Annotated in this window: 13 protein-coding genes and 1 pseudogene; 8 read left to right on the top strand and 6 right to left on the bottom strand. The window is 59.4% G+C overall.

Translation table 11 applies throughout. From position 1 onward, the window contains the following. Positions 1-11 precede the first annotated feature (11 nt). The 4 genes from IPK09_02720 to IPK09_02705 all read right to left on the bottom strand — a co-directional run bounded on the left by IPK09_02720 (position 12) and on the right by IPK09_02705 (position 6072). Positions 12-539: a lipocalin family protein gene (locus IPK09_02720; protein MBK7982527.1), complete on the bottom strand. Its 528-nt coding sequence runs from the start codon at positions 537-539 to the stop codon at positions 12-14. Positions 540-601: 62 nt separating this feature from the next. After that, a complete protein-coding gene (locus tag IPK09_02715; protein ID MBK7982526.1) occupies positions 602-3256 on the bottom strand; it encodes a molybdopterin-dependent oxidoreductase in 2655 nt (884 codons plus the stop codon). A gap of 14 nt (positions 3257-3270) precedes the next feature. Then, entirely contained in the window at positions 3271-3618 is a 348-nt protein-coding gene (gene nirD / locus IPK09_02710) for a nitrite reductase small subunit NirD (GenBank protein MBK7982525.1), read from the bottom strand. A gap of 18 nt (positions 3619-3636) precedes the next feature. Further along, positions 3637-6072, bottom strand: a complete 2436-nt coding sequence (locus tag IPK09_02705) for an NAD(P)/FAD-dependent oxidoreductase (protein MBK7982524.1) — start codon at positions 6070-6072, stop codon at positions 3637-3639. A 351-nt stretch (positions 6073-6423) separates the two neighbouring features. Between IPK09_02705 and IPK09_02700 the strand changes: the two genes are divergently transcribed. From IPK09_02700 to IPK09_02665, 8 genes and pseudogenes are all read left to right on the top strand, one after another. Beyond that, a complete protein-coding gene (locus tag IPK09_02700; GenBank protein ID MBK7982523.1) occupies positions 6424-7890 on the top strand; it encodes a NarK family nitrate/nitrite MFS transporter in 1467 nt (488 codons plus the stop codon). A gap of 116 nt (positions 7891-8006) precedes the next feature. Then, positions 8007-8398: pseudogene (locus tag IPK09_02695) on the top strand (type II toxin-antitoxin system RelE/ParE family toxin). Further along, entirely contained in the window at positions 8373-8696 is a 324-nt protein-coding gene (locus tag IPK09_02690; GenBank protein ID MBK7982522.1) for a DNA-binding transcriptional regulator, read from the top strand. Before IPK09_02695 ends, IPK09_02690 begins: the two are co-directional and overlap by 26 nt. A 138-nt stretch (positions 8697-8834) precedes the next feature. Further along, the gene (locus IPK09_02685; GenBank protein MBK7982521.1) at positions 8835-10031 is read left to right on the top strand and encodes an ImmA/IrrE family metallo-endopeptidase; all 1197 of its coding nucleotides are present in this window, start codon (positions 8835-8837) and stop codon (positions 10029-10031) included. 5 nt (positions 10032-10036) lie between these two features. Further along, complete coding sequence (locus IPK09_02680; protein MBK7982520.1) at positions 10037-10573, top strand: DUF4411 family protein; 537 nt, start codon at positions 10037-10039, stop codon at positions 10571-10573. 197 nt (positions 10574-10770) lie between these two features. Beyond that, positions 10771-12495 carry a bifunctional protein-serine/threonine kinase/phosphatase gene (locus IPK09_02675; protein MBK7982519.1) on the top strand — a complete coding sequence of 575 codons (1725 nt, stop codon included), beginning with the start codon at positions 10771-10773 and terminating at the stop codon, positions 12493-12495. Between the two features lie 46 nt (positions 12496-12541). Then, positions 12542-12859 carry a hypothetical protein gene (locus IPK09_02670; protein ID MBK7982518.1) on the top strand — a complete coding sequence of 106 codons (318 nt, stop codon included), beginning with the start codon at positions 12542-12544 and terminating at the stop codon, positions 12857-12859. Between the two features lie 89 nt (positions 12860-12948). Next, a complete protein-coding gene (locus IPK09_02665) occupies positions 12949-14133 on the top strand; it encodes a Bcr/CflA family multidrug efflux MFS transporter (protein ID MBK7982517.1) in 1185 nt (394 codons plus the stop codon). 3 nt (positions 14134-14136) lie between these two features. On the opposite strand, the gene IPK09_02660 is transcribed toward IPK09_02665, so the two are convergent. Continuing rightward, entirely contained in the window at positions 14137-14481 is a 345-nt protein-coding gene (locus tag IPK09_02660; GenBank protein MBK7982516.1) for a hypothetical protein, read from the bottom strand. A 244-nt stretch (positions 14482-14725) separates the two neighbouring features. Further along, complete coding sequence (locus IPK09_02655) at positions 14726-15424, bottom strand: Rpn family recombination-promoting nuclease/putative transposase (protein ID MBK7982515.1); 699 nt, start codon at positions 15422-15424, stop codon at positions 14726-14728. Positions 15425-15454: the final 30 nt, after the last annotated feature.

Here is a 15454-nt window from a genome sequence, read left to right as displayed (position 1 = left end):
TTTCTCTGAATTCAGGCGTCGTCACGATCTTGGCGAACCCAAATCAACTGCTCAGTCGCAAAGCCTAACGCCTTGGCTTGGTTCAATAAATCGTCTAGCACGGCGCGGGGCAACGTGCGGGTTCGCGCTAGAATCCACAGATAATCTCGATTAGGGCCGCTAATCATGACGTGGGAATAATCCGTCTTATCGAGCGCGATGATGTGATAGCCGCCATAGAAGGGGCCAAAGAAGGACACTTTCAGCGAGCCGACCGTCGGTTCGCCGGTGAAATAAGCCCGTCCCTCCGCCTCTTTCCATGCACCCACTGGGTCGTTATAGCCCCGATTCAACACCCGAACCCCGCCGTCATCGCGCACGCTATAAGTTGCACTGATATTGCTTAAACCGCGCTCGAAAGGATGGTCCAAGCGCGCAATTTCGTACCACTTGCCGAGATAGCGGTTCAGATCAAAGCCGGAAACGGGCGTTACGCCGCCGGGCGGGGCAACCGCACAGCCAGCGAGGGACACTAAGAACAACCCTAATAACCCAAACATCATTTTTATCACTATGACACACCCTATAAAGTAGCTCGGTAGGTATCAGCCTAATGATGGCTTCAGGAAAGCAATTGCCGCAACTCCGGCAAGCAAGACCCGCAGTTGGTGCCAGCCTTGAGCGCCGCGCCGATGGCTTCCGGCGTCGTCAAACTCTGTTCGCGTATGGCGGTAGTCAGCGTGTTCAAGCCCACCCCAAAGCAAGCGCAAACGATGCGGCCCTGATCGCGCTGGCCCTGTCCCGGCCGTCCGGCCAGCAGGCTGGCGCGTTCGGCGGCGTCCAGTTCAGATTTAGCGAACAGTCCCGCCAGCCACCCGCGCGGCGGCAGTTCGTGACCGGGCGCGACGAACAAACACGCCCGCAATCGCCCCTCGACCAATACCGCGCCCCGATAGCGACTCGCGCCGGGATCGGCAAATTCCAGCCATTCCCAAGCGGGATCATTGCCCAAAAGCTCGCGCGCCCAATCCGACCATTTCTCTATCGCATTCTCGCCCGCCAGTTCGTAGCGCCAGCAAGTCGATTCGCGCACCGTGACTCGATAATCGACTTCAGGCGGGATGATGGCTTCCCGCGTCAACAAAAATCCATGCCAGCGCGGGCGATAGGCTTGCACCCGTACCGGCGTATGTTTCAATTCCGGCTGGCCGGAGATCGGATCGACCGCCGGATTGATCGCCGCGTTGACCCGACCACGCGGGGCCAGCGGCGACCCCCAGTGCATGGGCGCGAACACGTTGCCGCGCTGTTGTTCCGGGTTGGTGCGCACCCGCACGATCAATTCACCCCAGCGGCTGTACACCCGCGCCAGGGCGTTCTCGCTCGCCCCGCACGCCAGCGCGTCTTGTGGATGAATCTCGACATAGGGTTCCGGGATATGGCCGGTCAGACGGGCGGTTTTGCCGGTGCGGGTCATGGTATGCCACTGATCCCGAATCCGGCCGCTGTTCAACACCAGCGGAAAATCCGCGTCCACCGCATGAACCGGCGCGCGTTCGCCGACCGCAACGCAGCGCGCCTTGCCGTCGGCGGTGAAAAAACCGCCCGCGCCGAACAGCCGCGCCGCATCCACTGACCTACCGCGCGGCAGCGGCCATTGTTGGGGTTGCAAGGCATCGTAATCGGCATCATGCAATTCCGCCAGGGCGGAAATATTGAAGTCGCGGCGGCTGTCGCCCGCGTTCTCGAAACCGGATAGCGCGGCGTGTTCGCGGAAGATGGCGGCGGGTGATTCGTAGGGAAACCCATCGCTAAAGCCCAAGCGACAGGCGACTTGGGTGATGATCCACCAATCCGCTTTCGCCTCGCCCGGCGGCGGTAAAAATGCCCGCTGGCGGGAAATCCGCCGCTCGGAATTGGTCACCGTGCCGTCTTTTTCGCCCCAGGTCAGCGCCGGCAGTTTGATATGGGCCAAGCGAACGGTATCGGTGTTGGCCACGGCGTCGGAGACGATCACCAACGGACAGCGTTGCAACGCCGCGCGGGCGGCGTCGGCGTCCGGCAGGCTGACCACCGGATTGGTGCCCATGATCCAGATGGCTCTAATCTTGCCATCGGCGACCGCGTGAAACAGCTCGACCGCTTTCAAACCAGGCCGTTGGGCGATGGCGGGCGTTTGCCAGAATCGCCGCAGCCGCTCGATGCTCTCTGGTGTGAAATCCAAATGCGCCGCCAGTTGATTGGCCAAGCCGCCGACCTCGCGCCCGCCCATGGCGTTGGGCTGGCCGGTGACCGAAAACGGCCCCATGCCCGGCTGACCGATGCGGCCGGTCGCCAGATGGCAGTTGATGATGGCGTTGACTTTATCCGTGCCGTAAGAGGACTGATTGACGCCCTGGGAATAGACCGTCACCACCTTGCGGGTGCGGCCCCACAAGCCGTAAAACTCGGCGATGGCGCTTTCTGATAGCCCAGTGCGCGCGGCCACGGCGGGTACGTTGGGCGCGACCTCCCTAGCGGCGCGATAGGCGGGCCAGAAACCGGCGACATGCTGTTCCAAAAACTCCGCGTCCAGCCGATCCTGCTGGTAAAGATGCACCAACAAGCCGTTGAACAGCGCGGTATCGGAACCCGGTTGGAGCGGCAAATGGCTTTCGGCGGCGTCGCAGGTGGCGGTGCGGCGCGGGTCGATCACCACCAGCTTGGGCTTGCCCGCCCGCCGCGCGCGCGCCGCCAAAATCCGTTGGTACAGCACCGGATGGCACCATGCCAGATTGGAGCCGACCAGCACCACCAGATCGGCCTCTTCCAAATCCTCGTAACAGCCAGGCACGGTGTCCGAGCCGAACGCCCGCTTGTGACCGGCCACCGACGAGGCCATGCACAGCCGCGAGTTGGTGTCGATGTTCGCGCCGCCGAGGCAACCCTTCATCAGCTTGTTAGCGACGTAATAATCCTCGGTCAGCAATTGGCCGGAAACGTAAAACGCCACCGCATCAGGGCCGTGTTCCGCCAGCGTGCGGCGGAACACGGCAGCCACCGCGTCCAACGCCTCATCCCAACCGACCCGCCGCCCACCGATTTCGGGATGGAGCAAGCGGTCGTCCAGGCTCAAGGTTTCGCCCAGCGCCGCGCCTTTCGAACACAGCCGCCCGTAATTGGCGGGATGCTGTGGATCGCCCGCCACCCGCGCGCCGCCGGCTTCAATAGCGACCTTAACGCCGCAGCCGACGCCGCAGTACGGGCAGGTGGTGCGGATCGCATCAATGTCGCCCATCGCGCTGACCCCGCCTAAGCCGCTTCCCGCCCGGTGGACGGGTTGACCTCGTTGTGGAGTCCCAGCCAAATCCGACCGTTTTCCAGCCGCAGCGGATAAGCCCTCGCGCAGCCGACATCCGGCGCGACCGCCTCGCCGCTATCCAACTCCAGCACCCAATTGTGCAGCGGACAGGTGATGCGGTGGCCGTGAACGATGCCTTGCGACAGCGGCCCGCCTTTGTGCGGGCAGCGGTCGCGCACGGCGAAGATTTGATCGTCGGCGGCGCGGAAGATCGCGACATCGCCCTGCGGGGTTTTCACCACCCGCGCGCCGAGCCGGGGAATGTCCGCAAGCGCGCCGATTTCGTGCCAGTCAACCATGCTCGTGTTCTCCAAGGATCAGCCGACCTGCTGCAAAGGTTCAAACTCGTGGGCGTCCACCCGACCGCTGGCCCGCTCCGCCCACGGGTCGATTTGGGCGAATTGCTGCGAATCGAGAAAGCGCGCGTACAGCGCCTGGCGACCTTCCTCGTCCTCGACGATCCGCGCTTTCACGTAACCCAAGCCCACCCGTTCGATCCACGGCGCGGTGCGCTCCAAATAGCGGCCCTCCTCGCGATACAACTGCATGAACGCGCCGCAATATTCCTTCACCTCGGCCTCAGTGGCGACCTTGCACAATAGATCGGTGGCGCGAATCTTGATGCCGCCGTTGCCGCCGACGTGGAGTTCGTAACCGGAATCGACGCACACCACCCCGAAATCCTTGATGGTGGCCTCGGCGCAATTGCGCGGGCAGCCGGAGACGGCCATCTTGAATTTGTGCGGCGTCCACGACCCCCAGCTCATCTGTTCCAGCTTGACGCCGAGGCCGGTCGAATCCTGGGTGCCGAAGCGGCACCAGTCGGAACCGACGCAGGTTTTCACCGTGCGCAGCGACTTGCCGTAGGCGTGGCCCGACACCATGCCGGCGGCGTTGAGATCGGCCCAGACCTTGGGTAAATCGTCTTTCTTGACGCCGAGCAGATCGATGCGCTGGCCGCCGGTCACCTTCACGGTCGGAATCGCAAACTTGTCGGCCACATCGGCGATGGCGCGCAATTCCTTGGGGTTGGTCAAGCCGCCCCACATGCGCGGCACCACCGAATACGTGCCGTCCTTCTGGATGTTGGCGTGCACCCGCTCGTTGACGAAGCGCGATTGTTGATCGTCCGCCGCCTCGCCCGGCCAAGTCGAAATCAGGTAATAATTGATCGCGGGCCGACAGGAATGACAGCCGTCCGGGGTTTTCCATTCCATAAAGTCGAACACCGCCCGCAAGCAGGTCAAACGGTGCTCGCGGATGGTTTTCCGCACTTGGTCGTGGCTGTGCTCGGTGCATTTACACAGCGCCTTTTCCTTCGAGGTCTGCTCGAAATTGCCGACGGTGGCGGCCAGAATCTGCTCCACCAAGCCGGTGCAAGACCCGCACGACGCCGACGCCTTGGTATGGGCGCGCACTTCCTCCAGGGTAAACAGCTTTTGGGCGGTGATCGCCTTGACGATAGCGCCTTTACACACGCCGTTGCAGCCGCAGATTTCGGCCTCGTCGGGCATGGTCATCACGTTGTTGCCGCCGTGGCCAGCATCGCCCAAATGCGCCTGGCCGAACAGGATCGACTCGCGAAACGCGCTGATGTCGGTGTTTTCGCGCAGCAGTTGAAAATACCAACTGCCGTCGATGGTGTCGCCGTACAGCACCGCGCCCTTGACCCGGTTGTCCTTGACCACCAGTTTCTTGTAAACGCCACGCGCCCGGTCGCGCAGCACGATTTCGTCGCAGCCGGGGCCGCCGCCGAACTCGCCGGCGGAAAACACGTCGATGCCGGTCACTTTCAGTTTGGTGGAGGTGACCGAACCCTGATAGCGGCCGATGCCGTAATGGGCTAGATGGTTGGCGCAGACCTTGGCCTGTTCCCACAGCGGCGCGACCAAACCGTAGCACTGGCCGCGATGCTGGACGCATTCGCCGACCGCGTACACGCGCGGGTCATAGGTTTGCAAAGTGTCGTTGACCACGATGCCGCGCTCGCAATAAATCCCGGCGCTCTGAGCCAGTTCGATATTCGGGCGGATGCCGACCGCCATCACCACCAGATCGGCGGAAATTTCCAAGCCGTCCTTGAACCGCACCGCCCGCACCTGGTCGTCGCCGAGCAACGCGGCGGTGTTCGCGCCCATCAGAAACCGCAGCCCGCGTTCTTCCAGACTGACGCGCAGCAATTCCGCCGCCGCCGGATCGAGCTGGCGTTCCATCAAGGTGTCGAGGACATGCACCACCGTGACGTGCATTCCCTGTTTCATCAAGCCGTTGGCGGCTTCCAAACCGAGCAGACCGCCGCCGATGACCACGGCGTGCTGGCCGGTTTTGGCCGCCGTCAGCATGGTGTCCACATCCTTAATGTCGCGGAAGCCAATCACGCCCGGCAAATCGTTACCAGGAATCGGCAGCATGAACGGATTGGAGCCGGTCGCCAGCAGCAGTCGGTCGTAGCTTGCGACCGTGCCATCGACCGCGATCACCTGCCGCCGCGCCCGGTCGATGCGCGTCACCGCTCGCCCGGCGTGCAAGCGGATGTCGCGCTCGGCGTACCAATTCAGATCGTTGATCATGATCTGATCGACGGTTTTTTCACCCGCCAGCACCGGCGATAGCAAAATCCGGTTGTAATTGCCGTGCGGTTCCGCGCCGAAAACGGTGATCTGGTAACGCTCCGGAGCGATAGCCAGCAATTCCTCCAGGGTGCGCATCCCGGCCATGCCGTTGCCGACCAGCACCAGTTGTTCTTTCTGCATCGGATATGACCTCTGAATAATGCGGCGACGGCGCAAGCGCCGCCGGCCGCCAATAGACTTGATAGGGCCTTGGCACATTCCATGCCACTCCAATGATTAAGATTAAATAATTAATATTTATATAATTTATTCTGACTGAAACGCCGATTTCAGCCAGTGCGCTCCAGCGCCTTCGCACCAGGATTGAACGTTGCTTAAGAAATTGCTCCGCTTTGATGCAGCGCATCACCGGCCGCTGGCGTCGCCAACCGTCCGGATTGCGCTAACTCGCTGACCATCAGGCTATTCCCGATTCTGGCCCAAGCGTTGCTAGGGCGGCTTTCGTCTTTTACCCGACAGGAGTCGTCCGTTATGAGCGTTCCCAAACTCAATCTGCTGTCCTTTAGCGGCAACATCCGCATCCTGCATCTCAGTTGGCTGGCGTTTTTCATCAGCTTCGTGATGTGGTTCAACCACGCGCCGTTGCTGGCCTCGATCCGCGAAACGTTTCAACTGACCGACGCGCAGGTCAAGGCGCTGCTGATTCTGAACGTGGCGCTGACCATCCCGGTGCGGATTCTGGTCGGGATGCTGGTCGATAAATTCGGCCCTCGGATCATGTATTCCGCGTTACTGGCGGTCTGTGGGGCGCTGTGTTTCTTCTTCGCCTTCGCCGATAGCTATGAAATGCTAGCTTTGAGCCGCTTGCTGCTCGGCTGCGTCGGCGCGAGCTTCGTCATCGGCATCCGCTTGATTTCTGAATGGTTTCCGGCCAAGCAAGTCGGTTTTGCGGAAGGCATCTACGGCGGCTGGGGCAACTTCGGTTCGGCGGCGGCGGCGCTGTCGTTGCCGTTGGTCGCGCTGGCGTATGGCGGCCCGGACGCTTGGCGTTGGGCGGTAGCGACGACCGGCGCGATTGCGCTGGTTTATGCGGTGATTTTCTACCGGCTAGCCAGCGATACGCCAAAAGGCTCGACCTACTTCAAACCGAAAAAGCTCGGCGCAATGGAAGTCACCAGCCGCGGTGATCTGGCGCTGTATATCTTTATGCAAATCCCGATGACGGCGGCGCTCGTGGTGTTGACCTGGAAGCTGTCACCCGCTGGCCTTAAGCTGATCGGCGACGATACCGCGCTGCTGATCTATATCGCGCTGGCGGCGTTGCTGGCTTGGAATCTATGGCAGTGCCTGAGCGTCAACCGCGAGGTTCTGGCCGGTCAGACCGTGCCGGAGATCCACCGCTATAAGTTCAAGCAGGTGGCGATTTTGTCCTTGGCCTACGCGGTGTCGTTCGGTTCCGAGATCGCAGTGGTGTCGATGCTGCCGCTGTATTTCAAGGATTTATATAGCTTGACTCTGGTGCAAGCGGGCTTGGTCGGCTCCAGCTTTGCCATCATGAACCTCATCGCTCGCCCCGCTGGCGGTTTGATTTCGGATCGGATCGGCCGCAAGCGCACCATGAGTTTGGTGATGATGGGCACCGCCATTGGGTATTTCGCCATGAGCTTCATGGGCGAGTGGCCGCTGTGGGCAGCGGTGACCGCGACCGTGCTGTGCTCGTTCTTCGTGCAGGCGGGATGCGGGGCGGTGTACGGCATCGCGCCGCTGATCAAGCGCCGCCTGACCGGCCAGATCGCCGGTATCACCGGCGCTTACGGCAACGTCGGCAGCGTGGCGTTTTTAACGGTGCTGTCTTTCGTGACGCCGGCCATCTTCTTCTTGGTGATCGCCTGTACCGCTGTGGTGGCGCTGGCCATCGTCCAATGGCTCGACGAACCGGCCGGTCAGATCGCCGAAGTGTTGCCGGATGGCACGGTGCAGTTGATTGATGTGGCTTGATTGACATGATTCCAACAGGTACCACAGCGCATTTCGTCTCAGCCTATGCTCCGATCAGACGAACAAACTCGCCAGAGGATAGCGAAAAATACACTAAGTGATATAGTTACTAGGTGATGAAACGTGTATTCAAGACCCGCTACTTCACGCGCTGGATGCGCAAGACCGAGCTGAATGATAACGCTCTGTGCGACGCAGTGCGTGAAATGGCGGGCGGCTTGATCGACGCTGATCTCGGTGGGGGCGTCTTAAAAAGCGCGTTGCTCTGCCGGGTCGAGGCAAAAGCGGCGGAACCCGCACCCTGTTGGCGACCAACAAAAACGACCGCTGGTTTTCTGTATTCGGTTTCGAGAAGAACGTTCGTGCTAACGTGACCATCAAGGAATTAGAGGCGTTGCAAGCCCTCACCACGGATTTATTGAAGCTCTCTTCAGGTGAGCTTGACCGCCAAGTCGAAACGAATATTTTAGTGGAAATTTGTCATGACCCAGCAGGCGAAAGCGACTAGCCCCATTCTGGCCGCCGTGCATGAAACGGCCACCGATCTACATGCCAATGGCTTGATCGATCGGCGGCGGATGCGCGCCTATGACGCGCTGTGTTTAGCGCCGGTGCCGACCTACTCCAGCGAACACATCCGCGCTCTGCGCCACCGTCACCACCTCAGCCAAGCCGTGTTCGCGGCGGTACTCAACACCAGTTTGTCCACGGTACGGCAGTGGGAAATCGGCGACAAGCAGCCCAGCGGCCCCTCGCTTAAACTGCTTAACCTGCTGGATCGAAAGGGCCTTGAGGTCTTGCTCTGAGGGCTTGACGATCTTGAATCGATGACTTCCACCCTGCAAATTCATCTTGGCTAATTTCTGATTTAGGCGCTTCTTCGAAGCTATCTTCTGTAGAATGAGTAGATTGAGCTATATGAAGGCAACTTAGCAGTAAGAGCTATGCCGCACGTAAATCCACAGATACTCGTTTGGGCGCGGGAATCCGCAGGTTTCGACCTATCCACCGCCTCTCACAAGCTTTCTTTTACTGATTCCAAAACCTCGTCTGCTGAACAGAAGCTGCAAGCATATGAGAAAGGTGAGCAGCCACCTTCGCGTGCCCTCCTGATCAAGATGGCAAAACAGTATCGACGCCCACTTCTAACTTTTTATTTAAATGAGCCTCCTCGGCACGGGAATCGTGGGGAAGATTTCCGGACATTAACTCACGATGTTGATCCGTCACAAAATGCATTAGTAGATGCATTGGTACGAAACGTACAAGCTCGGCAAGAAATAGTTAAGGACGCACTTATATCGGCAAAGGACCGTGAAGCACTTGCCTTTGTAGGATCGTATGACATCAGGGCAGGTACTCAAAGCTTGGTTGAGCAAATTCAAAAATCATTTGGTTTCGATCAAAAGAAGTATCGAAGTTTTAGAACACAGGATGACGCTTTCAAGTATTTGCGGGCATGCGTAGAAGGTGCCGGTGTGTTCACATTACTGCTTGGAAATCTTGGTAGTCATCACACAAATTTAAGTACCGAGGTTTTTAGAGGTTTCGCTTTATCCGATGATATTGCCCCTTTTATTGTTATAAATGATCAGGATGCCAAATTGGCTTGGTCTGTAACATTGCTTCATGAAGTTGCTCACCTCTGGCTTGGCAAGACAGGTATAAGTGGAGGAAGCATCGAGCGTACCCTCGAAAAATTCTGTAATGAGGTTGCGTCTGAGATATTGCTTCCCGAAATCGAGTTAGAGAATAGGTTCAACTATGTCGCTCTCCAAGGGCGAGAAAGTGCGATTAACGCGATCGATAGCTTTGCTTCTAATTGGAAAGTGAGTTCGCGTCTTGTTGCATTTCGTCTGTTTCGCCGAAAAGCGATTGATCAGCAGCAATTCAACGAATTGAGCAAAATTTTTTATGAGCGTTGGTCCGCACAAAGGGAGAAACAAAAAGCCAAGGATCGAAGTGGCAATGGTGGCCCATCTTACTATGTTCTGAAACGAAATCGACTTGGGGCTGCCTTAATCGACACATCAGAACGTCTCCTTAGGTCGGGAGAACTATCAACTACTCGTGTTGCGACGGTCTTAGGTGTTCGCGCTTTGAAGATTGAGAAACTTTTTAACGAAACTCAACTGGTATAGGTATTGTGCTATACCTCCTTGATGCTAATACGCTCATTGACGCCAAGCGTGACTATTTTCAGTTCCAACGGGTACCGGAATTCTGGGAGTGGATTCAATATCAAGGGGAGATCGGCAACATCAAAGTTCCACTCGAGATATATGAAGAATTCGAAGAAGCGAGAAAGGCTGATGGTACTCGGGATGAACTTTCGGAATGGGCCGCCACTCCAGAAATCCGCGCGGCACTGCTTTTGGATGAAGAAGTAGACCCAGCTTTGGTTGCACATGTTACGGGAACTGGATATGCGGCAGATTTAACCGATGATGAGATAGAGAAAATCGGTAGAGATCCTTTCCTTATCGCATATGCATACGTTAACACCTTGGAACGCACAATCGTTTCAACAGAGGTATCGAAACCGAGTAGACAACGAGCGAATCGGCGAGTCCCAGATGTATGCCGCAACCTTAATGTTCGTTGCATAAATAATTTTAATTTGCTTAACGAGTTGAATTTTAGTACTGGATGGCGTAGGCGAAAGTTAATGACAGCAACCTAAAAAAGATATCAAGGTGACCTCATACTGCACCGGTGAATTGATTCGTGGAATACAAATTTCAGTAGTAGTTTAGTTATGTGTCGCCTTATATAAAACTTTATGTTCCGTGATTAAGTCTATCGTTCCTAATGACTGGCGCAAGCCACAGAACGCAGTTGGCTGACTACTGGCGGAATGCGGCTTAGATGATCCCCACCATGACCCGCGCCCTGCAAATCCATCTTGGCCAATTTTCCGACCGAGGCGCTAAAACCACCAATGACGATTTTTACGGTGCACTGATTCCCGAAGGCGAAACGCTGAAGTTGAAGGGTGCGGCCTTCGCCATCGCCGACGGGATGAGTTCCAGCGAATCGGCCCGGCTCGCCGCCGAATATGCGGTCAAGAACTTCCTCAACGATTACTTCGCCACGCCCGATTCCTGGACGGTGCGCCATGCCGGCGGACGGGTGTTGAGCGCCCTCAACCGCTGGTTGTACGGCCAGGGTTCGAGCTTGCTAGACCCTTCGCGCGGCATGGTCACCACCTTCAGCGCCTTGGTGCTGAAATCCACCACCGCGCACCTTTTTCACATCGGCGACACCCGCATTTGGCGCTGGCGCGAGGCGACGCTGGAACCTTTGACCGAGGATCATCACCACTGGGTCAGCCAAGAACGGGTTTATCTCAATCGGGCGCTCGGCGTCGATGCCCATTTGGAAATCGACTACCGTAGCCTGCCGGTCGAGGTCGGCGATGGGTATTTATTCACCACCGATGGGGTTCACGGCTACCTACCGCCAAACCGCATCAAACCGATCCTGGCGACAGCGGGCGACAATCTCGACGCCGCCTGTCGCGCCCTGACCGCCGCCGCCCGCGCCGCTGGCAGCCCCGATAATCTGACCTGTCAGTTGCTGCGCATCGACGCGCTGCCGTCCCCGGACGCCGAATCGGTCTTTCAAGAACTGACCGAATTGCCGATGCCGCCGCCGCTGGAGCCGGGCATGATGCTGGACGGCTACCGCATCCTGCGCGAGTTGCACGCCAGCCCCACCAGCCAGCTTTACCTGGCGCTCGATACCGAATCCGGCCAACAGGTCGCGCTGAAAACGCCGTCGGTCAATTTCGAGGACGATCCCGGTTATCTGGAACGGTTCCGCCAAGAAGAATGGGTCGGCCGCCGCATCGACAGCCCGCACGTCCTGAAAGTGATCCCGCCCAGCCGACGGCGGCGCTTCCTTTATCACATCCTGGAGTATCTGGAAGGCCAGACCCTGCGCCAGTGGATGGCCGCCCATCCGCATCCGTCCTTGACCGAAGCGCGGGCCATCCTGGAGCAGATCGCGCGCGGCATCCGCGCTTTCCATCGGCTGGACATGCTGCATCGGGATCTAAAGCCGGAGAACATCCACATCGACCGGCACGGCACGCTGCGTCTGATCGACTTCGGCTCGGTCAAAATCGGCGGGGCGGCGGAAATCGCCTCGGTCGTCACGCAAACCGATCTGCTCGGTACCCGCAATTACACCGCTCCAGAGGTTTTGCGCGGCGAACTGGCCACCACCAGCGCCGATCTGTTCGCTTTCGGCGTGATCGCCTACGAACTGCTGACCGGCCGCCTGCCCTACCGCGAAGCCGTCGGCGGCCAGATCGACGCCAAACAGCTCGCCCGCCGACCTTATCGTTCCGCCCGCGACGCACGGCCAGATTTACCGTCGTGGGTGGACGGCGCGCTGGAAAAAGCGGTGCGTCCCGATCCCGCCCGCCGCTATACGGTGGAGACAGAATTGCTCTACGATCTGAGCCATCCCAATGTCGAATTCAGCGACCAGCGCCGTCCGCCTTTACTGGAACGCAATCCGACCGGCTTTTGGCGCGCGGTGGCGCTGTTGTCGTTGCTGGCTAACGTGGTACTGAGCTATTGGCTGCATCGGGGTTGAACGGTCGAACGGATACGATCCACGCCCCGCTTGATAGAATGGTTCCATGCTCGCCAGACCTTCCCTTTGCTTCCGCGCCTCCACCGTCGCGCTGACCGCGCTCGCGGTGTTGCTAGCGCTGTTCGGTCTGACGCTGATCGATGGGGCGCAACGCGCGCAGGCCGTTGACCGCTCCGCCGACCGGGCGCTGGTGCGCGAGCTGGGTTTGACGGACCTAAGCCTATTTACCGAGGCGCGCTACACCCGCCACCTCAGCCAAGCCGACCGGCACAGCGCCTTTCAAAACCATCCGGCGGCGCTAGAGCATTTTCCCTCCGGCGGGCTGCTGCCACCGCCGCCGCAGTTCGGGTCCGACCTGCGGTAACGGAGCCCGAAATAACGGTTACATCGCGCGGCGCGCGATCAAATTTGGTTTTGCTGGGTTAAGGCGGCTCGGAAAGCGTACCATTCCTTATGAATAATCCGCCTCTCTCCTGGCTGCTGATTCTGGGCGCGTTGACCGCCTTCGCGCCCATGTCGATCGACATGTATCTGCCCGGCCTGCCGGCCATCGCCGCCGGCTTCGAGACCGCGCCTTCCGCCGCGCAATTTACCTTGGCGAGCTTCTTCGTCGGCCTGGCGCTCGGTCAGGCAATCCACGGCCCGCTCGCCGACCGCTTCGGCCGAAAACCGCCGCTGTATGCCGGTCTGGCTCTCTACGTAATCGCCTCGGTCGGTTGCGCGCTCGCGCCCGATATCGCCGCGCTGACGATCCTGCGCTTCGTCCAAGCGGCGGGGGGCTGCGCTGGCGTAGTGATCGCGCGCGCCGTGGTCCGCGACCGCTTCGACGCCCAAACCTCGGCGCGCGTGTATTCGCTGCTGATGCTGGTGATGGGCCTGGCCCCGATCCTCGCGCCGCTGATCGGTGTCCAAGTCCTCCTGTTGTTCGGCTGGCGCGCCATTTTTATGGTACTGGCGCTGTTCGGGCTGAGCTGCTTGCTGGCGGTCTGGCGCTATTTGCCGGAAACTCGCCCGGCGCAGACCACCGGCGGCGGTCTCGGCGCGACCTGGCGGACCTATAGTGAATTATTGAAGGATCGCGGCTTTTTGGGCTACAGCTTGAGCGGCGGCTTCGCGCACGCCGGGCTATTCGCCTATATTACCGGCTCGCCGCATGTCTTCATCGAACTCTACGGCGTGCCGGCGCAAGCCTACGGTTGGCTGTTCGGGTTCAACGCCCTGGGGTTGATCGCGAGTTCGCAGATCAACCGCCGGCTGTTGGCGCACCATAGCGCCGAGGCGATCCTGCGCCGCGCCAATCGCACTACCGTACTGTTGGGGCTGGTGCTGCTGGCGGTGGCGACCGGCGGCTGGGGTGGCTTGCCGGGATTGCTGATCCCGCTGTTCGGCTATCTCGCCAGCCTGGGTTTCACCGCGCCGAACGCCATGGCGCTGGCGCTGGCCCACCAAGGCGCGCGCGCGGGTAGCGCTTCGGCGCTGCTCGGCACGCTGCAATTTGGGGTGGCCACCCTGTCGAGCGCGGCGGTCGGGCTGCTCGGCGCGGGTTCGGCGCTGCCGATGGCGGGCGTCATCGCCGGCTGCGGCCTGCTGGCTTATGTTGCCCATCGCCTCTTGGTCGGCGACGGCGGGCAGCATTAGCGATCAGTAGCCGCTTCGGTGGGTCGGACTCCATTTTTCACGGACCAGCTCGTGTTCGCCGTTGAAGGTGGCGCACTTGGTGTTTTCGTAAAATTCGTATTTGCGGTTATTGAGAAATTGCAGGGGATCGCCGGTCAGCCGCGCCCATTTATAGCAGGTGCCGAAGGAGATGTCGTCCTCGTATTCCCACGTATCGGCCGCCTTGTTGAGGGTTTTGACGATGCAGCAGCCGTAGCGCTCGTTTTGCTTGAGGGTGAAACGCTCGGTGAAGCCGTTGGCCATGACGGGAGAGGCGATCTGCGTTAGGGAAAGCGCCAGCCCGGCCAGCCAGAACGTGGGTTTGTTCATGCGATTTGCTCCCTGGTGTTGCGACTGTTTCGTAAGATTATCAATTCTGTATAGGATAAGCTTGAAAACGCCAACGGCACAATACAAAGTTTGTGCAGCCATTTTCTTTCAGTAAGGACGTTGCTTGAGACCAGCGAATTGATAGGTTCTAACCGCTCCGCTCTTTGTAGCGCGCCAGCAGGCAAAGATGGCAAGAGCTGTGCTGCTGGAATTCGGTGGCCTTGGCAGAGAGGCAACAAGCTTCTCAGGGACGGAAAACGTCTTCCAGGCTGGCGGCATCCAAAACGCGGTCGCTCCAGCGCTCGATCTGCTCTTGGGTGGCTGATCCAATCCGCGCCATCAAGTCGCCGGGCAGCGGGCCGAACCGCCGCACCAACAATCGCTGCAACAGCAAAGCCTCGCCTTTCTCGATGCCTTTCTCGATGCCTTTCTCGATGCCCTTGTGCTCGTGCTCGCGAGCCCAGGTCTCAAACCGGTCAGCCAGTATCATCTTTAACTCCTGCAAGTCACGGACCTTCGGCAACACCAGGCGGTTGCGGCTGTGGCGCAACACCATCGCCCGTATCCAGATCGCGAAAATCCGCTTGAGTTCCGGCAGCACCGGCGGCAGGCGTCGCTCGGGCAGAACCTGCTTCTGCTTGATCAGGTCTTGGTACAGCAGCCCGACATAGGTCATGATCCGCACCGCCATCCAGGCGTCGACCGTGCTTTGGAATTCAATCAGTAGGTAGAGGTATACCCATTCCCCGCCGACCTTCACCCGCCACACGATGTCGTCCGCCCGATCCCGCAAATCGTCGGTGACGTAGCTGCCGGACACCCGCTCCAGGGTGCGATAGTCCAAGCCGTGCAGCCAGTCGTCCGGGACGAAGCCTAAAAGGAGATCCCGCATCACTTCCGGGGCCGCAAACAGCGTTTTGTACGAGGCGTCGTCGTGGCTCATCGCGCGCAGTGTATCTGTCGCGGAGCGTCC

The sequence above is a fragment of the Candidatus Competibacteraceae bacterium genome (genome assembly GCA_016713505.1).
Lineage (GTDB): Bacteria > Pseudomonadota > Gammaproteobacteria > Competibacterales > Competibacteraceae > Competibacter_A.
This window is presented reverse-complemented; position numbering and strand designations above follow the sequence as displayed.